Source organism: Spirosoma knui (assembly GCF_054780635.1).
Map to the genome: position 1 here is coordinate 37,358 of NZ_BAAGVY010000009.1, position 20,160 is coordinate 57,517.

Sequence of the window (20,160 nt, forward strand, 5' to 3'; positions counted from 1 at the left end):
CCATCCGGCTAACAAATTAACTCAATAAATCAACAGGTTCCGCGTCGTGGAGTCGTACTTGTACGTGAATCTGCGAACCCCGGCCGGGAGCAACGTCAAACGTTACGTGGCCATTGACAACACTTAATCGACTTTCTATATTTCGTAGCCCTAACCCTCCCTGCCGTTTCTCCATAATCGCGTCGAAGTCGAACCCGATCCCATCGTCCAGAACGGACAAACGGACCTCATCATCGAAGCACTGCAACTGAATGGCGATGTGGCTTGCCCGCGCGTGCCGGATGGCATTGTTGATCAGTTCCTGAGCAATTCGATAGAGCATCAGGTCAAGAGCGGGCGAAAGTTGCTCAATCGCTTCGGGGCAGCTTATCTGAACGTCGAGCTGGTTATCGGCAACGCGGTCGGCCAGTTCTTCCAGAGCGGCCACTAATCCAAATCGTTTGAGCGTTGTCGGGACCAGGTCGCGGCTGATACGCCGGACGTTCGTCATGGTTTCGTCAAGCATCGAGCGCGTTTTCTGAACCTGTAAGCTTGTCCGGATAGTATCGCCGTTTAACTGCCGTTCGAGTTGGTTGAGGCTCATTTTCGTCACCGACAGCATTGTACCAATTCCATCGTGGAGGTCTTCGGCCAGCCGTCGGCGCTCTTCTTCTTGTCCCCGAAACGTAGCGGCCATAAGTTCACGCCGGTGTTGCTCCTGCAACTCCTTAAGTGCCAGCTGCTGCTTTGCCTGTTTCTGCTGGTAATAGGCGACAAAAATGATGATGAACACCGCCATCATCAACAACACGGCCGTACCGACCGCAATTACAAAACCGGAATCCATCGGCGTTTTGTCTACTCACGGCGTAATCTGAGCAGAGTAAAGTTGAATAATTGTCAGCTGAATGTCAACGTCTTACCCATTGCTATTGAGTAAGCGGCAACGTACCGGTTTCACTACGTTACGTTTTCACGATCGTATTGGCCAAGCCAGAGACCAACCGAGAAAAATAGGCAGAAAACCATGAACAATAGCTGGCTTACGTTCCAGAAAAAATCGAATACCTCGTCAGAAACTTCTTTAGGATTATAGATGTACTCACCGAATAAAAAGATAAAAAACGTACCGGCCGTATATATTAATAAACCCGATGTTATCCAGAACATGCTGTACGTAAGTATATTCCGGACCACCAGTCGACTAATCAAATTATTGAAATACAGCAGGCAGACAGCAATCGAAAATATGCGGAAAATAGATTGTATCTCAGCAGATACCGCATCGGGTTTATAGAAAAAAAGCAAGATTGGGATGGCTACCCCAACCAAGGCCATAATGGTCAGTTTCTTACCTCTGGATGGGAACGAAGCACTGTATAAGACGCCGATCAACAGCAGTTCGATAATAGCCTGTATATTTTGTATGTATAGATTATTGTGATGGTGCAGACTGAGCCAGAGCGAGTACGTGTCTTTGATAAAATAAAACGAAAATAACAGCAGGCCTACCCGCTGTTCTTTTGCAATGAGCCGATAGTTGAACAGACCTACGAATATGGGCAGCAGACTACCGAAATGCGATATAAAATCGAGTGGATACTCTTTAATTTGTTCGTAAAGCTTTTCCCACATTTCGGTAGTTAAAACAATCGGCTATATCTCCTAAGCACAATGTCTTGGGCATGTATGACCTTCTCCTAACATTTCTTCACCGCCATCGCCGGGCATGTCCTTCAAACCGGCCTGGTCGCTCCGGATCGGCATGTCCTGACCTTTCCCGTCGACACCCGTTAATAACACGCGGGGTTTCAGCTGCCCTTTGCCGGGTTCGGTTGGATTGCCGTCTTCATCTTCCCACCGCTTTGCGTGGTGGATGCGCAGTCCTACGCAGCCCGGCTGACTCAGCAACTGCATGACCTGGTTAATACCAAAATATTCTGAGCGGACGTAATCGTCTTTGGTCAGGCCAACCGCCAGCTTCCGATCCCGGTAAGCATCCAGCAAGGATGTTGTTTCAGGCCGACTAAGAAAGCGCCCTGCATTTTCATTAAAAATACCCATAGAGGTAAACGTTTAAGAAGGAATTAGTACGTGCTAAGGTGGATGGATTTAAGCGGAAAGCTGAATAAAGATACAGCGAATAGATTGATGTTATTACATCACATGGCACACCATATAAAGTTCAACCCTCTGTATTTCAACAAGTTGAACTAACAATTACTTTATCTAATACGTACTTCTACGTGCTAAATTGCGGGGTTATGCCTGCTTTGTTTTTGAGAAATAAAATCGGGGTTTTTGCGCTTACAAACCAGCACCGGCCTATCTACCTTTGTCACGTAGCAATTAGGTCACGAACAGACAGAGCGCTGTGACTAGCCTGACTGCAACGACTTTTCTCATCCGCTTCGGCGGTACGATCATAGGTTAGGTTAACAAAAAACGCCGAAGCACTTGCTCCGGCGTTTTTTTATGTCAATTTAAAAAAGCGCTATTTTAGAATGTTCAGCAGGTATTCGCCATAGCCGCTTTTCACCAGTGGGCGGGCTATTTCAGCTAACTGATCGGCGTTGATGAATTTCATTCGATACGCTACTTCTTCGATAGCACCGATCTTTAACCCTTGTCGCTCTTCAATGACATGCACAAACTGACCGGCCTGCATGAGCGACTCGAACGTACCGGTGTCAAGCCAGGCGGTACCCCGGTCTAATACGCCGACTTTCAGTTTCCCCTGCTCCAGATAAACCCGGTTTACGTCCGTGATTTCCAGCTCACCCCTAGGCGATGGTTTGATATTCCTGGCGATGTCAACCACGTTGTTGTCGTAAAAATACAGCCCCGGCACCGCGTAGTTAGATTTTGGCTGTTTGGGTTTTTCTTCAATAGATACGACCCGATGGTCACCATCGAATTCAACGACGCCGTACCGCTCCGGATCATGCACTTTGTACGCAAATACGACTCCCCCGTCGGGGTCGTTGTTGGTTTGCAGCAGCTTCGATAATCCTGAGCCGTAAAAAATATTATCACCCAGTACCAGCGCCACTTTATCATTGCCGATGAACTTCTCGCCAATGATAAACGCCTGCGCCAATCCATCGGGGCTGGGCTGAACCGCATAGCTGAACTGGCAGCCGATCTGCGATCCATCGCCCAGGAGCTTCTCAAAGTGAGGTAAGTCGTGGGGCGTCGAGATAATCAGGACTTCACGAATGCCCGCCAGCATCAGAATCGAGAGCGGGTAATAAATCATCGGCTTGTCGTAAACCGGCATCAATTGCTTGGAGACGGCGAGCGTAAGCGGATGAAGACGAGTACCGGAGCCTCCGGCGAGTATAATTCCTTTCATGGTTTGTGAATGAGCGAAAGAGTGAATGAGCGAAAGAGTGAATTACTAATATGACTAATTCACTCTTTCGCTCATTCACTCTTTCACAATTTATCGATTCGCGTACATTCCCTGGTAATAGCTTTGATACGCTCCGGACGTAACGTTATCCAGCCAGGCCTGATTGTCCAGGAACCAATCAACTGTTTTTTCGAGACCTTCTTCAAACTGCAGCGAGGGCTGCCAGCCTAATTCGTTCATAATCTTGTTCGCATCGATCGCGTACCGAAGATCGTGCCCCGCCCGGTCAGTGACGTAGGTAATCAGCTTCGCCGATTCGCCTTCGGACCGACCCAATTTACGGTCCATGATCTGGCACAACAGGTTCACAAGATCGATGTTCTTCCACTCGTTGAAACCACCGATGTTGTAAGTTTCCCCAAGGCGACCTTTATGAAAAACAGCGTCAATAGCCCGTGCATGGTCGACCACATACAGCCAATCACGCACATTTTCGCCCTTGCCGTAAACAGGCAGCGGCTTGTTGACCTGAATGTTGTGAATCATCAGCGGAATCAGCTTCTCCGGAAAGTGATTCGGGCCGTAGTTGTTCGAGCAGTTCGACAGTACGACCGGCAGCTTATACGTATTGCCATACGCCCGTACGAAGTGGTCAGAAGCGGCTTTAGAGGCCGAGTACGGCGACTGTGGATCATACGGCGTTTCTTCGGTAAAGAACTCATCCGGATTGTGCAGTGAGCCGTATACCTCGTCGGTCGATACGTGGTAGAAACGCTTTTCGTCGAAGGCGGACGCGCCCCCGGCCTGCAGCCAGCTATTTTTGGCTGCATTCAAAAGGTTAACCGTTCCCACCACGTTCGTCATTACAAACGCCATTGGGTCAGTAATGGACCGATCGACGTGCGATTCGGCCGCGAGGTGAATCACTCCATCGAACGAAATCTCGGCGAACATATCCTCCAGAAATTTCGCGTCGGTGATGTCGCCTTTTACGAACGTATAGTTCGGTGCGTTCTCAATGTCAGTCAGGTTCGCCAGGTTACCGGCATACGTCAGCGCATCGAGATTATAAATGTGATATTCCGGGTATTTTGTAACAAACAGCCGGACAACGTGCGATCCGATAAATCCGGCTCCGCCAGTGATTAATATAGATTTCATAAACGGTATATCTTGGTGGGTCTCAAGTCGATTATTTTGCTATTGCGCCTGTATCAACTTATTTCATTAGTTTTTGCTGCCAGCGCCAGGCATCGCGCAACGATTCAGCCAGCGACCGACGGGCGGTCCAGCCCAGCTCACGGTTAGCTTTGGTTACGTCGGCGTATACCTGCTCAACATCACCCGCTCGGCGAGGGCCAATGGTGTAATTCAACGTAACGCCGGTTTCCTGCTCGAACGTTTTAATAATATTCAGTACGGTTTCGCCCCGGCCGGTACCGATATTGATTACGTCGTAAAACGCGTCGGTATCGGTCTCGCTCAGCTTCCGTAACGCCTGCACGTGCGCTTCCGCCAGATCCATTACGTGTATATAGTCACGAATGCAGGTACCGTCGGGGGTGTTGTAATCAGCCCCGTATACCGTCAGTCCCGCCCGAATACCAGCGGCTGCCTGCGTAATAAATGGTACCAGGTTTGCGGGTACACCTAAGGGTAGTTCGCCAATCTGGGCGGAGGGGTGAGCCCCAATCGGGTTAAAGTAACGTAACGCCATCGCTTTAATGGGCGCTTTGGCGTGTACCGTATCGCGAATAATATCTTCGCTGATGGCCTTTGTGTTGCCGTACGGCGACTGGGCCGGAAGCCGGGGCGTCTCCTCCGTCACGGGCAGCTGCTCAGGCTGGCCGTATACGGTGCAGGACGACGAAAACACCAGGTTCTTCACTCCGTATTTTGGCATTAGCTCCAGCAGCAATATCAGCGAATCGAGGTTGTTGCGGTAATATTTCAACGGCTGAGCTACCGACTCACCCACGGCCTTATGGGCAGCAAAGTGAATAACTCCGCTGACAGCTTCCTGCTGGAAGATACGTTCCATGGCGGGCGCATCGTTGCAGTTAACAGAATAACACGTTACGTCGCGCCCCAATATGGCCCGCAGGCCATCCAATGCTGAGCGTTCGGAATTGGAAAAATCGTCGACGATAACCGGCTCAAATCCGGCTTCGACCAACGAAACAACCGTATGCGAACCAATGAATCCAGCTCCGCCGGTAACCAGAATTTTGGGAGAATTGCCTGTAGGAGTCAAACCGTTTTTTATGAAAATTTTGTTATTACTTTAGCAGGATAGGTCGTTAAACCAGACAAAAGTAGTATATTCAATAGGTTTCCGAAAGCAGTATTTATCCTGGGGCTACTCAACAAAGGAGCAAAATCGAATGAACGACAACGAATTAAAAGCACTTATATCGCTCTTAGACGACGAAGACCAGGAAGTAGTGGAGCACGTCGAACAGCAAATCCGGCAGTTAGGTGGCCAAATGATTCCGCTTCTGGAGACTGAGTGGGAAGGCAGCTTCAGTCCAGCCCTGCAAAAGCGCATTGAAGAGCTTATTCATGACCTTCAGTACGAGTCGGTGCTCGACCGGATGCGCGACTGGAAAAACGGGGGCGCCATGGACCTGCTCGAAGGCCTCTGGATTGTAGCAACGTACCAATATCCCGATCTTTCGCTGGAAAAGCTCAGGCAGGAAGTAGAACAGCTGTATTATGAAGTCTGGCTGGACATTAAACCGGAAATGCACCCCGATGAGCAGGTTAAGGCGATGAATAATGCGTTTTTCACCAAGCTGAAGTTCGCGCCCAACACCAAGCATTTTCATTCGCCGGCCAATTCCATGATCAATCAGGTGCTGGAAACGCGCCGGGGCAATCCAATTACGTTATGTGTGCTGTACATGCTTATTGCCAAACGGTTGAACATGCCCATTTATGGCGTCAATCTGCCTAATCTGTTCGTGCTGACTTATAAGAACAGCAGTGGAGTTCAGTTCTATATCAATGTGTTCAATCGGGGTCTGGTCTTTACCCGAAAGGATATTGACCAGTACATTGATCAGCTTAATTTAAAGCGGCTCGATACGTTTTATCAGCCCTGCACGAATGCTGACATTGTGCGTCGGGTGTTACGTAACCTGACCCTGGCGTTCGAGAAGAACGGCGATACCGAGCGCGTTCGCGAAGTTGAACAGATCCTGAACACGGTCCGCGACGATGGCGACGGCCTTCCCCTTTCTGACTATACGCAACGCTAAAAAGCAGTTATAAAGTTGTAAGGTTATAGAGTTGTATAGTTGACTTCACTCATTAACTATACAACTCTGTAACCCTACAACTTTATTTAAAATGCCACGGCCAATAATCCGGGACCGACGTGAAAACAACGTACCGTAAGCTGCTCTTCGTGATCGGGCAACCGGACATGGCCAACAAGGTGTTCAGCCTTATCCGAGAACGGCTCAACGTGTAAATGCTCCCGGAATGTAAGCTCTCGTTTTCCGTAGAGTTTGTACAGTGCTTCTTTAGCGCACCAGTAGACAGCCAAGCGACCCACATCCCCGGCCGCGTGTGCAATTTCACTTTCCGACAGAACACGCGGCACTACGCGTCGAAATTGCTCCCGCAGCGGCTCAATGTCTATACCCACGGGTCTTGACCGGTGTAGTGCCGCAGCGGCCCAACCCGTCGTGTGCGACAGCGAAATATGCCAGGGTGCATTGAGCAAATGCGGCTTTCCAAACTCATCTTTTATCAGACCGACGTACTCAAGTCCCTGTTCTCGGGTCAGTTGCTGAATAGCAGCCCGGCAGGCCAGCCATTCGACGCGCTGAACCGGATGACGAATACGATCCAGCTCTTCCAACTCTAAGGATGAAAGGGGTAATTGATGGCGAAGCATGGTTTCATCTTCGGCAATTGACCAAAGTAATACCGTGCAGTCGTCGTTTATGAGTAGCTTACGTGTCACACGCCAAAAGTCGGAATAGGGTTAGAAAAAAGAAAGGCAAAGCCGCTTTCCTTACCTTTGGTCACTAATTCTGATTTACCTGTGCTTGTAGAGAAACTCGATACGTTCGGCGGACACCGCGACTGTGTGTATGCTCTGGAACGTGGCCCCGCAGTTGACCAATTTTTTTCGGCGGGAGGAGATGGGCTGGTGGTGCAATGGCAACTCGACCGGCCGGACTTAGGCAACGTAGTGGCCAAAATTCCAACTTCTGTATATGCCCTGGCGCTCCACCCGACTAGTGGCTTGTTGTGGGTAGGACAAAACTACGAGGGTATCCACGTAATCGATACCGCCCGTCAGCGGGAAGTTTACTCGCTCAACCTGACCTCAGTAGCTATATTCGACATCAAATTTTACAAGACTGATGCGTTTGTGGCCCTGGCTGATGGAGTGGTCGTCGTGCTGGATGCGGAGCAGTTAGTGGTGCGTAAGCATCTGAAAGCATCGGATCAATCGGCCCGGTGCATCGCCATCAATCCCGTGGAGCGTGAAATGGCCGTCGGTTATAGCGACACGACCGTACGCATCTTCGATTTACAGACGTACGAGTTAAAACGAGTCATTCCAGCGCATACCAACTCGGTATTTACCGTTGCGTATTCGCCCGACCTGCGGTATCTGTTAACGGCCGGGCGCGATGCCCACCTGAAAATATGGGATGTAGAAAAAGCTTACACTCTCCAGAACGATATTGTCGCACACATGTTTGCCATTAATCACCTTACGTTTAGCCCGGATAGCACGTGGTTTGCGACGGCGAGCATGGACAAATCCATCAAAATCTGGGATGCCGAAACGTACCGTCTGTTAAAAGTAGTCGATCGGGCCCGACATGCGGGACACGGCACATCGGTTAATAAATTGTTGTGGGTTGACCGCGACAACCAGTTACTCTCGGCCAGCGACGACCGGACGATTTCAGTCTGGAAGTTGACCTGATCCTCATCATTTGGGCGGAAAACTGCTGATTTTGTTGCTTTTTTTGTAAAATTCGCATTAAGGACGTTAATTCACCCTTACCAGAGTAGACAAAACCTACCAAACCCTAAGCGCACCGATGAAAATTACGGCTATAGAAATCCGGCAGCATACATTTGATAAAGGGTTGCGTGGTTATAAACCCGAGGATGTCGATGCATTTCTGGCTTCGTTATCGCAGGAATGGGAACGAATTACCGGCGAACATAAAATGCTGAAAATGCAGCTTGAACTAGCCGAAAAAGAGCTAGGAAAGCTGAAAGAAGTCGAGATGACGCTTTTCCGGACGCTGAAAACGGCCGAAGATACCAGCACACAAATTACCGATCAGGCCAATAAAGCAGCTGAACAATACGTTACCGAAGCGCGTCAGAAAGCCGATGAACTACTGGCCGAAGCGCGTAAACGGTCGGCGTTGATGGTGCAGGACGCCGAAAACCAGGCCAGATATCTGAAAGATAATATACTCAATGACCTGAAAGCCATGGAGTATGATTTTAAGGCACTGGAAAGCTATAAGGAGAACCTAGCCGTTCAGATTCGCAGCCTTGCCAGCAATGCGGTCGACACGGTAGAGCGCTTTGAGAAGAAGTTTGCCAAGCAGAACCTGAAAGGAAAAATTGATGAAGTAACCACTCAGATCAACGATGGTTCTCAGGAAGGTAACGATGAATTGGCTTCAGCACCAACAGCCGAGCTTCCTCCGTTAACCGAGCGCGAGACAGCAGTTCCCGAAGCCATTCCGGTTGATGAGGAACTCGTCGACAAACTCGACGAGGCTATTGAGCAGACCGATCATGCGTCTGATATGCCTGCCGCTGAAGACACAAGCGCAGATTCGGCAGAGATCGTTTCGAATGAGTCAACTTTACCAGAGCCAACGGCCGTTGAAGCAGCTCCCGCAGCGGTTGCGGAGGACGACAGTCAGCCTAAGAAAAGCGGCTCATTTTTCGATCAGATTTAACTACGTAATAGCCTGACGGGGTGGCATAAGATTCAGACAGTAACACCTGAAACTGGGCCTCGGTCGGGCTATAATTTTTATGGGAACCATTGCCCTGGAAGGCCTCGAATTTTTCTCCTATCATGGATTCTACGATGAGGAGCAAAAGATTGGCAATAAATACTCAGTCGATATTGTGGTAACGGCCGACTTTTCGGAAGCGGCCCGGCGCGACCGGCTAAGCGCAACAGTCAATTACGAAGACTTATACCGAATTACAGCTGCGGTTATGCAACAGCCTGCCCGGTTGCTGGAACACATTGCGCACCGTATCATCCAGGAAATTCGAACAAAATACGCGGATTTGCAAACCGTAGAAGTTAGCGTATCAAAGTTCAATCCGCCGATTGGGGGCGTCTGCCACCGGGCTAAGATTACACTGAGGGAATAAGTAAGAAAAGGCCAAAGGGGAAGAAAGAGACAGGTTACAACAAATGACACCTGTACTCCTTCTTCCCCCCTTTGGCCTTTTCTTATACCGCTTGCTGTAGACCAGCAAATGAAATGGCCATGTGTGAAGCATCGTAAACACAAGTACCATTTTTGATGAGCAGGACCTGAGGAGACTCGTGCTCAACACCAAATTCACTTTCTACTTTCTTAGAAATCGATCGATTGGCATGTAAGTCCAGATAGTACGGCTTAACTCCCAATTGATCATTCCAGTTACGCTCCATACGGCTCAAGGCCATGGCACTGATCGAACAGGTTGTACTGTGCTTAAAAATCAGCACCGGCTGTTTCGCCGACTCGTCTTTAATTGCCTCGAGTTGAGCGTCGTTTGTTAGTTTATTCCAGTTCATTGTATCAACACGCACTCTGTTGACGTAGAAGCATTTTTTAATATGAAAAGTTCGCTTATTGGTGCCGAACGATCAGCTTTTGTACCATCTCGGTAGATAATGCATCAGCATAGGGACCATAGGCGTTTACGAGGGTTCCGCGTTGGCCATTCTTTTCCTCAATTGCATACAAAATAGTTTCGTCATCGGGATCCGTCATCCCCTCAAAGCGGTAAAAGCTGGCAATTGTAAAATCCTCAGGATGCAATTCAAGGGCATCCTGCTGGCACTTTAGGTGATCCGTTTTCAAGTTATAATCTCGAGTATATCCTTGTTTTCTGAGGTCGTCCAGTGCTTCGGTGAGCGTATCATAGCCAGGCATAATCGGGTGAGTTTGCGGGTGAGTTTGTAGCTTTGTACATATAACTAACTGCATATTGCCTTGTTTTCGGCACTCTACACTACAGGAATTCACGCATTTGAACTGCTGTTACGGGCCATAGCCCCATTTAACCGAAAGGCTCGGCAGTGGATTGACGGGCGAAAAGGCTGGGCCGCAAACCTGGCAAAAATGCTGGCGGAACATACACAGCCCATTGCCTGGTTTCACGCAGCTTCGCTCGGCGAGTTTGAGCAGGGACGTCCGGTTATCGAGGCATTTCGAGAAGCGTATCCCGGCTACCGAATTTTACTTACCTTCTTTTCTCCGTCGGGTTACGAGGTCCGCAAAGATTACGACGGAGCCGATTACGTTACGTATATACCCACTGATACGCCCGCGAATGCACGCCAGTTTGTAGAGACAGTAAACCCCAAAATTGTCTTCTTTATCAAATACGAATTCTGGCATAACTACCTGCATACGTTACGGGCGGCTAACATACCAGTCGTGTCATTCTCGGCCATCTTCCGGCCAGATCAGTTATTTTTCAAGGCCTACGGTGGCTTTTATCGAAACATGCTTCACTGTTTTGACCATATTTTGGTACAGAATCAGCAGTCTGTTGAGTTACTGGCCTCTATTGGTATCACCAACGTAACATTAGCCGGTGATACCCGATTCGACCGGGTTGCGCAGACGGCAGCAGCCCGGAAAGACATACCGCTGGCGCAGGCGTTCAAAGCCGGTCAGCCATTGCTCGTTGTCGGCAGTGCCTGGCCGGAAGATATGGACGTTTTGATTCCGTTTATTAATCAATTCGATCAACCGCTCAAAGTCATCATTGCCCCGCACGAGATCCACGATTCTGAAATCGAACGCTGGCGAGGTCAGCTTACAAAGCCGTCGGTTCGGTTTTCACAGGCTGCTGACACCAACGTAGCGACTGCCGACGTACTGATTATTGACAACATCGGCATGCTGTCGTCGCTCTATCAGTACGGCGAGTTTGCCTATATCGGTGGGGCGTTTAAGCAGGGCTTACATAACATCCTGGAGGCTGCTACGTTTGGCATGCCCATTTTCTTTGGCCCCGAATACAACAAATTTCAGGAAGCGATCGATCTGGTTAACGAGGGGGGTGCCTTCCCGATTGGCGATGTTGATACGTTATCAACCGTCTTTGCGAAGCAGTATGCTAACGCAACTGAAGCCGCTCAGATCAGCCGTAACTACGTGCAGCGGAACATTGGCGCAACCGCACAGGTTATGAAAATTGTAAAGCATCTAATGAGCGAAAGAGGGCTGTAGTTCTCGCTCTTTTGCTCTATCACTCTTTCACTCTTTACCCCATTGCAGCAAGGTTTAGTCATACGCTCCACCGGCTCCTGGTACGACATCCGTAATGCGGACGGTCATATTTATCAGGGCCGTTTGAAGGGCAAGTTCAAAATTGCCGGTTTAAAAGTCACCAACCCGATTGCGGTGGGCGACCGGGTCGTATTCGACGTTGAAGATGAAGCCGAAAATACGGCGGTAATCACCGATATTGAACCCCGCGAAAATTACATTATCCGGCAATCGGTGCATAAAACGGCGCATGGTCATATTCTGGCCGCTAATCTTGATCAGGCTGTTCTGCTGGCAACGCTAACCTTGCCCCGTACCTCGCTCGGGTTTATTGATCGCTTTTTGGTCTCGGCCGAGTCGTTCCGTATCCCCACAACCGTGGTCTTTAACAAAGCCGATATTCTGAACGACGAAGGGCTTGCGTATCAGCAGGAAATTATAGATATGTACGAGCGTATCGGCTATAAATGTCTCACTACGTCGGCAACGGATGGCGTAGGCGTTGACGAGTTTCGGCAACTCCTGGACCATAAAGTAACGTTACTATCAGGACACTCGGGGGTGGGAAAATCTACGCTGGTCAACGCCATTGCCCCCGATCTGAACCTACGTACCAACGAAGTGTCAACGTTTGCCAATAAGGGCGTTCACACGACTACGTTTGCTGAGATGTTCGAACTGGCTCCTGATACGTACATCATTGATACGCCGGGCATCAAAGAGCTTGGATTGATCGATACGTCGAAAGAAGAGATCAGCCATTATTTCCCCGAAATGCGGGATCGGCTCAACCAATGCCGGTTTCATAACTGTCTGCACATTAACGAACCCGGCTGCGCCATTAAAGATGCCGTTGGCGAAGGCGAAATCGCCGAAAGCCGGTATATGAGCTACCTGAGTATGATGGAAGGCGGAGACAATAGGCGTTGATTACAATACGCCTTCTTCGGTCAGGATGGCTGCTACGTTGAGCGTAATATCGTCCATAACCGGAACAGGAGTGTCCCAGTTGACGGTAATCCAGTTTTCGCCTTTGGTAGCGACGAGTACTTTTCGCGATTGGGTCGTAATCCAGATAACGCGTTCCGTGCCGAAGTCGAGCATAGCCTGCGTTTTCTGGTGAACATAGTCCTGCTCCATGGCCGGAAAAGCTTCCAGATCGACCTTAATGTCGACCTCGACAACAACCTTTGGCGCTACATCAAAAAACTTACCTTTGATGGTTACTTTTTCCTTTTCGTAAAAAGCGATGTCATTGGCTAGATTGCCGCCTAACTGCAAGTGTAAACCCGGCTCATTCGTGACTACCCAGTAGACTTTTCGGTTGGTGTGATTTCCTAGATACAGATACAGAGCAGATACAATGATTGCTTGTAGATCGCTACAGCCCATGATTTCACCGGGAGTTTTTCGGTTTGCTAAAACATCTTTATAGCCCTTGCGGTATAAGGGTTTCCCGTTGAGCGTCTCATAAATCAGGTAGGACGGAATGGTCTGTTGCGCTGCTTCAGGTTCCATCGTCGTCAGTTCTGTTGCCATAGTTTTCCGATTTAAACCAATATACAAAGGTTTCAAAATATAACGCAGGGTTGCCCTGCGTTATAGGCCTTAGTTCGTCATGGCAGCTAGCAGATCGGCTTGCGTGATGATGTGTACCTGCTCTTTTTCGTCACGTACCAGCAACGCTTTATTATCTCGGTCGATGAGCGACGAAAGCGCATCGATGGTGTTATCTAAGCCGACAAATTTGAACGGTTTGTCCATGACTTCGCTGACGGCGTGGTCTTTGATCGCAGGGTCTTCAATGAGTCGCGTTAATACCGTTGAGTCGGTCAGGCTACCCACAATTTGACCCCCTTCGTCAGTAACGGGAATCTGTGAAATACCGTAGCGGTTGAGCACCTGAATAGCCTGGCTTACCGATACGCCCGAGCCAATGGTTGTCAATTGCGACTGGCCATTTTTACTATGGACAATATCGCGGGCTGTTTTGAACGACCGGTCTTCGAGGAAGCCGTGGTCCTTCATCCACGTATCGTTATAGATTTTGGCGAGGTAGCGCGTACCGTGGTCGGGCAGCAAAATAACCATTACGTCCTCGTCAGTCAGGTGATCTTTTGCCCACTCTAGCGCCCCATGCACGGCCGTACCGCACGACCAGCCCACGAACAAACCTTCTTCCCGCGACAGTCGACGCGTCATGATGGCGGCATCGCGGTCGGTAACTTTAATGAACTGGTCGATTACGTCAAAGTTGACGTTTTGCGGCAAAATATCTTCGCCAATGCCTTCGGTGAGGTACGGATAGATTTCGCCCGGATCGAAGATGCCCGTTTCTTTGTACTTCTTGAACACCGAGCCATACGTATCGAGGCCCAACGTAAATAGATTCGGGTTCTGCTCTTTCAAGAATTTCGACGTACCGCTGATCGTCCCCCCCGTACCGACCGAAGCCGCAAAGTGCGTAATCCGTCCGTCGGTATCCCGCCAGATTTCGGGGCCCGTTGTCTCGTAATGCGCGGCTGTATTCGACGGATTATCGTACTGGTTCGGATACAGCGAGTTCGGAATATCGCGGTTCAGCTTCTTAGCAACGGAGTAGTACGAGCGTGGATCGTCGGGCGCTACGTTTGTCGGGCAAACAACGACTTCGGCCCCAACCGCCCGCAGAATATCGATCTTCTCCTTCGACTGCTTATCCGCCATCGTAAAGATGCACTTATAGCCCTTGGCAATAGCCGCTAGTGCCAGACCGAAGCCCGTGTTCCCGGAGGTACCCTCGATGATGGTGCCGCCGGGTTTTAAGATCCCCTGTTTCTCAGCATCCTCGATCATGCGAATGGCGATACGGTCTTTCACCGAGTTGCCTGGATTGAAGTATTCGACTTTGGCGAGAATTGTCCCCCGGATGCCTTTCGTTACGTTGTTGAGTTTGACTAAGGGCGTATTGCCGATGGTATCGACAATGGTGTTGTAGTAGTTCATGTTGATAAAGTTTTGTTGTACTGGTTCAGGAAGGTTATCACCTGATTATGAAAATGTTTAAAACTAGCTGAGCGTTGCTCTAACCAAGAAACATCTAAATGCACTAAAATGTCATTAGCCAGTTCGAGTTGTTTAGCTACAAGCTTCGTATTAGCATAGACCGCTTGTTTAGCAGAAAGCCGTGGTTGCGGTTCCAATGCTGTATTCTTACCAGGTTCGTCTCTGTGCCGTTTAATGTACCAGAGCCAATATTCAATACATTGAACAGGCAGCATCACAACTGCTGGATGGTTTCTGCACTTATCCGTATAATGCTCCTGCTTCAGCTTGATTGCTGGATGATGTTCTGTGTCAATGTCACGGCCAACGAACAGTACGTCAAGGCCTAATAGAGCACGCTGCCGCAAAGCGTCTGGCAATAATACGTCTACCTATGCTCACTAAGAACATAATCCAAGAAAGCGACTAGATTAGAGGCATCTGCATTTACTATATCGGCCCCTTCACCAACTAAACTAGGTTGAGCTAATTTATTAGGGTCCGGTTTATATATTACCGCAGGTCCGATCTTCTCCTTCATCTTTTGAGGATCAAAATGCAGAAAGCTTCCAGTACCTTGTGTCTTTATATCAGCCTTTTCTATAAAGCCATTACTCGTCACTCTACAATTGACACCTTTTACAGGGTCTTGTTCATTAACAAGATACAGTAGTTCAATTTTTATTTCATGACCTTTCTGTTTTCCAAAAACCAGATGCTCAGGCTCCTCTTGATTTGTGTTATCCTTGACCATGTACTCTAGCGCCTTCAAGAAATTGGTCTTGCCCGAGTTGTTGGGACCGATGAGCAAGTTGACTTTTTGAAGGTCGAGCGTTACGTCTTTTAAGCTCTTGAAATTCTGGATAGAAACGCGCTTGAGCATGATCAGTAGCGGTTAATTTGCTTGTAAGTTAGGCAATTACTTACCCGGTTGAGTACGGCTCGACGCTTCGGCCCGCATGAGTACCGTGTTGTCAGGATCAATCACCACCGTAGCCGGGCGGCTGGCTACCGGAACCGTAAACGACTGCGTTTGTGCGTTCATGGTTAGCTTTCCAGTGCGGGTCAGTTCACGGCCACTGGCATCGCGGATGCTGAACACGAGCGGCAAGATATACGAGCCGGTACGTTGAATCTGCCGTACATCAATCACCATCGCTTTTTTAGCCGCATCGTAATTCGACTCCCACACTACGTCCGGAAAGCCCGGTTGGTAAAGCCATTGCTGGAAGAATCGGCCTAACCGTTTGCCCGATACCTTTTCCATAACCGTCTGCAAATCGCTGGTTCGGGCGTTGGCATTGCGGAACTTCTCGTAATATGTCCGCACACCTTTCCAGAATACGTCATCGCCCAGCTCGTGACGTAACATGTGCAATGCCCAGCCGCCTTTCTGGTATTGGTTTGGGTTCAGCAAATCCATCAGATTGGTCGTAGTCGAGTCGATAATCGTACTAGTCGGCTTTAGGGCTGTGTAGCGAAAAATCTGGTTTTTGTTCTGGTTGAGCACCGCATTGAGCGTATCGCGACCATAAGCCTGTTCGAGATATAAGGCTGAGAAATACGTAGCAAACCCTTCACTCAACCAAAGGTGAGCCCAGTCGGCTTCGGTAGCCGAATTACCAAACCACTGATGCGCAATCTCGTGCGCCAGCAACGCTTCAACGTCCGAATCTTTCCGACCGACAATGATTTTCTCATCGTAGAAAATGCAGCTCGCGTTTTCCATACCGCCAAATACGGTTGTTGACTGCACGTTCGCCAGCTTCTCATACGAGTACGGCCCGACCTTGTCAATGAAGAATTGTAGAATACTTTTGGCCGGTCGGTAATCAATAAAACCCTTCTGACTGTCGTTGGGATACAACCAGCTTTGCACCGGTACACCACCAACTGCGCCAACCTCCTCAACCGCAAATCGAGCCGCGCCAATCACCATCACTTTGGTTGGGATGGGTGTGCTTTCCTGCCAGCGCGTCAGCTTGCGGCCGTTGGGTTGTGGCGTTTCGCTCAGTAACTTCCCGTTCGAGATTACCCGATACGTAGCGGGCGCATTGATCGTGAACGAGCAGGTCGCTTTGTCAGACGGGTGATCGACGACGGGCAAATAATGCCGGGCATTGTTCGGCCAGTTGTCGCCAAAGAAAGTGCGTTCACCAAATTTATTCCGACTAATAATCAACCCTTTCGCGGGCGTACCGACGTAGCGTATCGTGAGTTCCGTTGGCTGATTGGGGGCGGCAGGTAAGTTGATAAAAACCCGATCGTTACGTTGGGTAAAGGGCGTCGACTTGCCATCGGCTAAACGCACCTCACCGACTTTCATTCCCGTTACGGTGGAGTCGGCACGTTCGCCAACTAAATCGAACCAGACTGTCTGGCGGTCATCGTTCCGGGTAAACCTAATTGTGGCTTCGCCCCGAATCTGATTCGTTGAGTCGCTGAGGGTTAACGAAAAAGCATAATTCAATACGTCGACGCCCGGCTGCGTGTAGCGAGCCAACCGATCGGGTAGCTGCGCATAGACAACAGACGTCAGCAATAAAAAAAGACTCAGCAACTTATATAACTTGGTACTCATCATAGAATAGGTTTGTCATGCATATACGAATAAGCAGGCGGCACGACAATGCAGTAATTGTTTACTCTTTAATTTCCTGGCAGAGCTCAATCAGCACGCCATTGGTTCCTTTGGGATGCAGGAAACATACCAGTTTGTTATCGGCTCCGCGCTTCGGCGTTTCTCTTACTAACGTAAAGCCTTCGTTTTTTAGCCGCTCCATCTCGGCGACAATATCATCGACTTCGAATGCCAGATGATGTATTCCCTCGCCTTTCTTCTCCAGAAATTTGGCGATGGGGCTATCCGGATTCGTTGCTTCGAGCAGTTCTATTTTGGTTTCATTGACCCGAAAGAACGACGTAGTGACGCCTTCTGACTCCACCGTTTCCGCCTTGTAAGGCGCTACGTTCAGCAGCTTCGTAAACAGGTCATTCGACGTAGCGATGTCGTGGACAGCGATCCCGATGTGTTCAACGTTGGTAAGCATAGGTAAGAAAAGAACTTTTCCGTTTGGGGGAAAGTTAATAGATTAGTATCGATTCGCGTCAAATTCGACTGTATTACGACTATGGTTACTGTCTCAGAAATTGCCAAAAATAAGATTATTGAGCTGCGTCAGAAAGACGGCCTTGCCGAAGAGTACGCCATTCGGGTAGGTGTACAAGGTGGCGGTTGTTCGGGACTGATGTACGATTTGCAATTCGACGCAACGCAACAGCCAACCGACCATGTCGTTGAAGATAAAGGCATTAAAATTCTGGTTGACCGAAAAAGCCTGCTGTACCTTGCCGGTACCGAGCTTGATTTTTCAGATGGCCTGAATGGTAAAGGTTTCCAGTTCAAAAACCCGAACGCCAGCCGTACCTGCGGCTGTGGTGAGAGTTTCGCTGTCTAGATCCGGATTTATCGGATTAGCTGGATTTACAGGATTTTGTTATATGATGAGAGCTGACTTGAGTAAGTCAGCTCTTGTTGTTTGTTAGTGTTGATTAACTTTCCGGCTTATAGCAAAATCCTGCTAATCCTCCCAATCCCGGCCGCAGTGGCGGTCCAATCTAATGAGCGCTAAACCAGTAAGCCATTCTCGCACGACACTTACGGAGTTGATGATTCCGTCGTATGCCAATTTCGGTGGTAAAATACACGGTGGTATTCTGCTATCCCTAATGGACAAGCTCGCGTATGCTTGTGCGGCCAAACATGCTGGTCAGTACTGCGTAACGGTATCGGTCGACGGCGTTAATTTCCGGCAGCCGGTTGAAGTTGGCGAGCTGGTATCGCTGATGGCGTCGGTAAATTACGTGGGTCGAACGTCGCTCGTGGTAGGAATTAAAGTTATTGCTGAGAACGTAAAGACGGGTGTTGTAAAGCACACGAATACGTCTTACTTCACGATGGTGGCCAAAGACGAATTGGATACGCCGACCGAAGTTCCTCCACTACTCCTCGAAACACCCGACGATGCCCGCCGTTTTCTGGAAGCGATAAAGCGCAAAGAGTTACGAGCCAGCTACAGCGAACACTTCGATAATGCCAAAACCCGGATGCTGTTAACCGAAAACGTCGGTAAGCTAACCAGCGAGCGCTGCCAACTTACCGACGATCTTAAAAATCAACTGTCGTGATCTAAAACCCCAGTTCGGCCCGCACTTTTTGGGCTCCAGCAACCATGTTAGTCAGCTTTTGCTTGGCAGCCCAGCGCGCCGTTTGGCTTAAGCCGCAGTCGGGGGCAACCGCCAGTTTCTCAGCGGGTACGTATGGCAAACACTTGCGAATCCGTTCGGCTACGTCGTCGGGCGTTTCGATGTAATAGCTCTTTACGTCAATAACACCGACCGCTACATCAAACTTTTCGGCAAAGCGTTCCAGCAAGTTGACCTCTGCGAAATTCAGAATGGTCATCTCCGAGTGAAGCTCGTCGACGGTCATGTCCAGAAAATCAGGGAGCATCGGCGCAATGCTCTTTTTACCGACCGACCGGCCTTTGTAATTGCCAAAACACAGGTGCATCGATAAGCGCGTTTTACCAACGCCCGGTGCAACCGTCCGATTGAAAATATCGACAAACCGCTTTGTATCCTCCCGATAGGCGTAGCACGACATGGATGGCTCATCGACACAAATTTCGGGCACTCCCAAAGCGACTAGGGCTTCAATTTCTTTACGAACTAAAGGCAGTAGGGCTTCGGTAACTTCCCAACGATCTTTATACAAGTCACCCGGTAACAGCCGACCGCTCAGTGTGTATGGACCAGGAATCGACACCTTCAGTCCTTGGCCTACCGGAGCCAGGCGTTTTAACCGTTGGTATTCCTCAACCACACCTAGGCCTTTGGGGGCCGACAGTGGCTCAACGATGTTGTGCTTTCCCCGCTGATCGTGCGCCGGTGGACCAAACCGACGTAATTCTGTTTCGTTATTCTGAATACCGTTGATGTAGCCATAAAAAGACAGGTTGAAATCAAAGCGGGTTTGTTCACCGTCGCTGATCACGTCCAGGCCAGCTGCCACCTGATCGTGAACCGACGCGACTACGGCGTCTTCAATCATTTCGTTGATGTCAGCAGGACCGAACTGAGATAGGTTCTGGCTGGAGAACTCAAGCCAGCCGGGAAATGGCATAGAGCCAACAACGGTTGTTTTGATAGGAGTCGGTTGCAAAGGAGTTAGCCGTTTTAATGAGAGTAGGAATGTATTCGCCCCTGTTCAATCCGGGTACGCGAATATAGGCT

General features: G+C 49.4%; 23 protein-coding genes and 1 pseudogene. 8 read left to right on the forward strand and 16 right to left on the reverse strand.

Annotated elements, in window-relative coordinates; all coding sequences use genetic code 11:
* Positions 1-16: 16 nt before the first annotated feature.
* The 6 genes from ACYVIY_RS18250 to galE form a co-directional block, all read right to left on the reverse strand.
* Positions 17-826: a sensor histidine kinase gene (locus ACYVIY_RS18250; RefSeq protein ID WP_460977826.1), complete on the reverse strand. Its 810-nt coding sequence runs from the start codon at positions 824-826 to the stop codon at positions 17-19.
* A 113-nt stretch (positions 827-939) separates the two neighbouring features.
* The gene (locus ACYVIY_RS18255) at positions 940-1,614 is read right to left on the reverse strand and encodes a hypothetical protein (protein WP_460977827.1); all 675 of its coding nucleotides are present in this window, start codon (positions 1,612-1,614) and stop codon (positions 940-942) included.
* 30 nt (positions 1,615-1,644) lie between these two features.
* On the reverse strand, positions 1,645-2,043 hold the full coding sequence (locus ACYVIY_RS18260; protein ID WP_460977828.1) for a hypothetical protein: 399 nt from the start codon (positions 2,041-2,043) through the stop codon (positions 1,645-1,647).
* Positions 2,044-2,473: 430 nt separating this feature from the next.
* Entirely contained in the window at positions 2,474-3,334 is an 861-nt protein-coding gene (gene rfbA, locus ACYVIY_RS18265; protein ID WP_460977829.1) for a glucose-1-phosphate thymidylyltransferase RfbA, read from the reverse strand.
* A gap of 90 nt (positions 3,335-3,424) precedes the next feature.
* Positions 3,425-4,495 carry a dTDP-glucose 4,6-dehydratase gene (gene rfbB, locus ACYVIY_RS18270; protein ID WP_460977830.1) on the reverse strand — a complete coding sequence of 357 codons (1,071 nt, stop codon included), beginning with the start codon at positions 4,493-4,495 and terminating at the stop codon, positions 3,425-3,427.
* A 58-nt stretch (positions 4,496-4,553) separates the two neighbouring features.
* Positions 4,554-5,588, reverse strand: a complete 1,035-nt coding sequence (gene galE, locus ACYVIY_RS18275; RefSeq protein WP_460977831.1) for a UDP-glucose 4-epimerase GalE — start codon at positions 5,586-5,588, stop codon at positions 4,554-4,556.
* A 130-nt stretch (positions 5,589-5,718) separates the two neighbouring features.
* Here galE and ACYVIY_RS18280 point away from each other — a divergent pair, with 130 nt between their 5' ends.
* A complete protein-coding gene (locus ACYVIY_RS18280; protein WP_460977832.1) occupies positions 5,719-6,594 on the forward strand; it encodes a transglutaminase-like domain-containing protein in 876 nt (291 codons plus the stop codon).
* 86 nt (positions 6,595-6,680) lie between these two features.
* On the opposite strand, the gene ACYVIY_RS18285 is transcribed toward ACYVIY_RS18280, so the two are convergent.
* Positions 6,681-7,307, reverse strand: a complete 627-nt coding sequence (locus tag ACYVIY_RS18285; RefSeq protein ID WP_460977833.1) for a 4'-phosphopantetheinyl transferase family protein — start codon at positions 7,305-7,307, stop codon at positions 6,681-6,683.
* Positions 7,308-7,388: 81 nt separating this feature from the next.
* Here ACYVIY_RS18285 and ACYVIY_RS18290 point away from each other — a divergent pair, with 81 nt between their 5' ends.
* The 3 genes from ACYVIY_RS18290 to folB all read left to right on the forward strand — a co-directional run bounded on the left by ACYVIY_RS18290 (position 7,389) and on the right by folB (position 9,721).
* Positions 7,389-8,288, forward strand: a complete 900-nt coding sequence (locus ACYVIY_RS18290; protein WP_460977834.1) for a WD40 repeat domain-containing protein — start codon at positions 7,389-7,391, stop codon at positions 8,286-8,288.
* Between the two features lie 118 nt (positions 8,289-8,406).
* Positions 8,407-9,291: a DivIVA domain-containing protein gene (locus ACYVIY_RS18295; RefSeq protein WP_460977835.1), complete on the forward strand. Its 885-nt coding sequence runs from the start codon at positions 8,407-8,409 to the stop codon at positions 9,289-9,291.
* A 79-nt stretch (positions 9,292-9,370) separates the two neighbouring features.
* Positions 9,371-9,721, forward strand: a complete 351-nt coding sequence (gene folB, locus ACYVIY_RS18300; RefSeq protein WP_460977836.1) for a dihydroneopterin aldolase — start codon at positions 9,371-9,373, stop codon at positions 9,719-9,721.
* Between the two features lie 82 nt (positions 9,722-9,803).
* Here the strand turns inward: folB and ytxJ are convergent, their stop codons facing one another.
* Together ytxJ and ACYVIY_RS18310 are read right to left on the reverse strand one after the other, a co-directional pair.
* A complete protein-coding gene (gene ytxJ / locus ACYVIY_RS18305; RefSeq protein ID WP_460978049.1) occupies positions 9,804-10,133 on the reverse strand; it encodes a bacillithiol system redox-active protein YtxJ in 330 nt (109 codons plus the stop codon).
* Positions 10,134-10,188: 55 nt separating this feature from the next.
* Complete coding sequence (locus tag ACYVIY_RS18310) at positions 10,189-10,494, reverse strand: phosphoribosylpyrophosphate synthetase (RefSeq protein WP_460977837.1); 306 nt, start codon at positions 10,492-10,494, stop codon at positions 10,189-10,191.
* A gap of 60 nt (positions 10,495-10,554) precedes the next feature.
* On the opposite strand from ACYVIY_RS18310, the gene ACYVIY_RS18315 reads away from it, so the two are divergent.
* Together ACYVIY_RS18315 and rsgA are read left to right on the forward strand one after the other, a co-directional pair.
* Positions 10,555-11,802 carry a 3-deoxy-D-manno-octulosonic acid transferase gene (locus ACYVIY_RS18315; protein WP_460977838.1) on the forward strand — a complete coding sequence of 416 codons (1,248 nt, stop codon included), beginning with the start codon at positions 10,555-10,557 and terminating at the stop codon, positions 11,800-11,802.
* A gap of 42 nt (positions 11,803-11,844) precedes the next feature.
* On the forward strand, positions 11,845-12,771 hold the full coding sequence (gene rsgA, locus ACYVIY_RS18320; protein ID WP_460977839.1) for a ribosome small subunit-dependent GTPase A: 927 nt from the start codon (positions 11,845-11,847) through the stop codon (positions 12,769-12,771).
* Here the strand turns inward: rsgA and ACYVIY_RS18325 are convergent, their stop codons facing one another.
* The 6 genes and pseudogenes from ACYVIY_RS18325 to mce all read right to left on the reverse strand — a co-directional run bounded on the left by ACYVIY_RS18325 (position 12,772) and on the right by mce (position 17,915).
* Positions 12,772-13,380, reverse strand: coding sequence for a PDDEXK family nuclease (locus tag ACYVIY_RS18325; protein WP_460977840.1), 609 nt, complete (start codon positions 13,378-13,380; stop codon positions 12,772-12,774). It lies immediately after the preceding gene.
* Positions 13,381-13,449: 69 nt separating this feature from the next.
* Positions 13,450-14,826 (reverse strand): cystathionine beta-synthase, encoded by a 1,377-nt coding sequence (locus ACYVIY_RS18330; protein WP_460977841.1) that lies wholly within the window; start codon positions 14,824-14,826, stop codon positions 13,450-13,452.
* Positions 14,823-15,245, reverse strand: coding sequence for a hypothetical protein (locus ACYVIY_RS18335; protein ID WP_460977842.1), 423 nt, complete (start codon positions 15,243-15,245; stop codon positions 14,823-14,825). The genes ACYVIY_RS18330 and ACYVIY_RS18335 overlap by 4 nt, the downstream gene beginning before the upstream one ends.
* A gap of 23 nt (positions 15,246-15,268) precedes the next feature.
* Positions 15,269-15,748: pseudogene (locus tag ACYVIY_RS18340) on the reverse strand (AAA family ATPase); the annotation flags it as partial.
* Between the two features lie 36 nt (positions 15,749-15,784).
* Positions 15,785-17,449, reverse strand: a complete 1,665-nt coding sequence (locus ACYVIY_RS18345; RefSeq protein WP_460977843.1) for a M1 family metallopeptidase — start codon at positions 17,447-17,449, stop codon at positions 15,785-15,787.
* 58 nt (positions 17,450-17,507) lie between these two features.
* Positions 17,508-17,915: a methylmalonyl-CoA epimerase gene (gene mce, locus ACYVIY_RS18350; RefSeq protein ID WP_460977844.1), complete on the reverse strand. Its 408-nt coding sequence runs from the start codon at positions 17,913-17,915 to the stop codon at positions 17,508-17,510.
* Positions 17,916-17,996: 81 nt separating this feature from the next.
* Between mce and ACYVIY_RS18355 the strand changes: the two genes are divergently transcribed.
* Complete coding sequence (locus ACYVIY_RS18355; RefSeq protein ID WP_460977845.1) at positions 17,997-18,323, forward strand: HesB/IscA family protein; 327 nt, start codon at positions 17,997-17,999, stop codon at positions 18,321-18,323.
* Positions 18,324-18,486: 163 nt separating this feature from the next.
* Positions 18,487-19,053, forward strand: a complete 567-nt coding sequence (locus ACYVIY_RS18360) for an acyl-CoA thioesterase (protein WP_460977846.1) — start codon at positions 18,487-18,489, stop codon at positions 19,051-19,053.
* A gap of 1 nt (position 19,054) precedes the next feature.
* On the opposite strand, the gene ACYVIY_RS18365 is transcribed toward ACYVIY_RS18360, so the two are convergent.
* Positions 19,055-20,089 carry a methionine synthase gene (locus ACYVIY_RS18365; protein WP_460977847.1) on the reverse strand — a complete coding sequence of 345 codons (1,035 nt, stop codon included), beginning with the start codon at positions 20,087-20,089 and terminating at the stop codon, positions 19,055-19,057.
* Positions 20,090-20,160 lie beyond the last annotated feature (71 nt).

Excerpts from the sequence above, each read along its gene's own strand:
- ACYVIY_RS18255 (WP_460977827.1), bottom strand. The coding sequence starts at position 1,614 with ATGTGGGAAAAGCTTTACGAACAAATTAAAGAGTATCCACTCGATTTT.
- ACYVIY_RS18280 (WP_460977832.1), top strand. The coding sequence starts at position 5,719 with ATGAACGACAACGAATTAAAAGCACTTATATCGCTCTTAGACGACGAA.
- ACYVIY_RS18295 (WP_460977835.1), top strand. The coding sequence starts at position 8,407 with ATGAAAATTACGGCTATAGAAATCCGGCAGCATACATTTGATAAAGGG.
- rfbA (WP_460977829.1), bottom strand. The coding sequence starts at position 3,334 with ATGAAAGGAATTATACTCGCCGGAGGCTCCGGTACTCGTCTTCATCCG.
- ACYVIY_RS18330 (WP_460977841.1), bottom strand. The coding sequence starts at position 14,826 with ATGAACTACTACAACACCATTGTCGATACCATCGGCAATACGCCCTTA.
- ytxJ (WP_460978049.1), bottom strand. The coding sequence starts at position 10,133 with ATGAACTGGAATAAACTAACAAACGACGCTCAACTCGAGGCAATTAAA.
- ACYVIY_RS18310 (WP_460977837.1), bottom strand. The coding sequence starts at position 10,494 with ATGCCTGGCTATGATACGCTCACCGAAGCACTGGACGACCTCAGAAAA.
- folB (WP_460977836.1), top strand. The coding sequence starts at position 9,371 with ATGGGAACCATTGCCCTGGAAGGCCTCGAATTTTTCTCCTATCATGGA.
- ACYVIY_RS18360 (WP_460977846.1), top strand. The coding sequence starts at position 18,487 with ATGAGCGCTAAACCAGTAAGCCATTCTCGCACGACACTTACGGAGTTG.
- ACYVIY_RS18250 (WP_460977826.1), bottom strand. The coding sequence starts at position 826 with ATGGATTCCGGTTTTGTAATTGCGGTCGGTACGGCCGTGTTGTTGATG.
- ACYVIY_RS18355 (WP_460977845.1), top strand. The coding sequence starts at position 17,997 with ATGGTTACTGTCTCAGAAATTGCCAAAAATAAGATTATTGAGCTGCGT.
- ACYVIY_RS18325 (WP_460977840.1), bottom strand. The coding sequence starts at position 13,380 with ATGGCAACAGAACTGACGACGATGGAACCTGAAGCAGCGCAACAGACC.
- ACYVIY_RS18260 (WP_460977828.1), bottom strand. The coding sequence starts at position 2,043 with ATGGGTATTTTTAATGAAAATGCAGGGCGCTTTCTTAGTCGGCCTGAA.
- rfbB (WP_460977830.1), bottom strand. The coding sequence starts at position 4,495 with ATGAAATCTATATTAATCACTGGCGGAGCCGGATTTATCGGATCGCAC.
- mce (WP_460977844.1), bottom strand. The coding sequence starts at position 17,915 with ATGCTTACCAACGTTGAACACATCGGGATCGCTGTCCACGACATCGCT.
- ACYVIY_RS18345 (WP_460977843.1), bottom strand. The coding sequence starts at position 17,449 with ATGATGAGTACCAAGTTATATAAGTTGCTGAGTCTTTTTTTATTGCTG.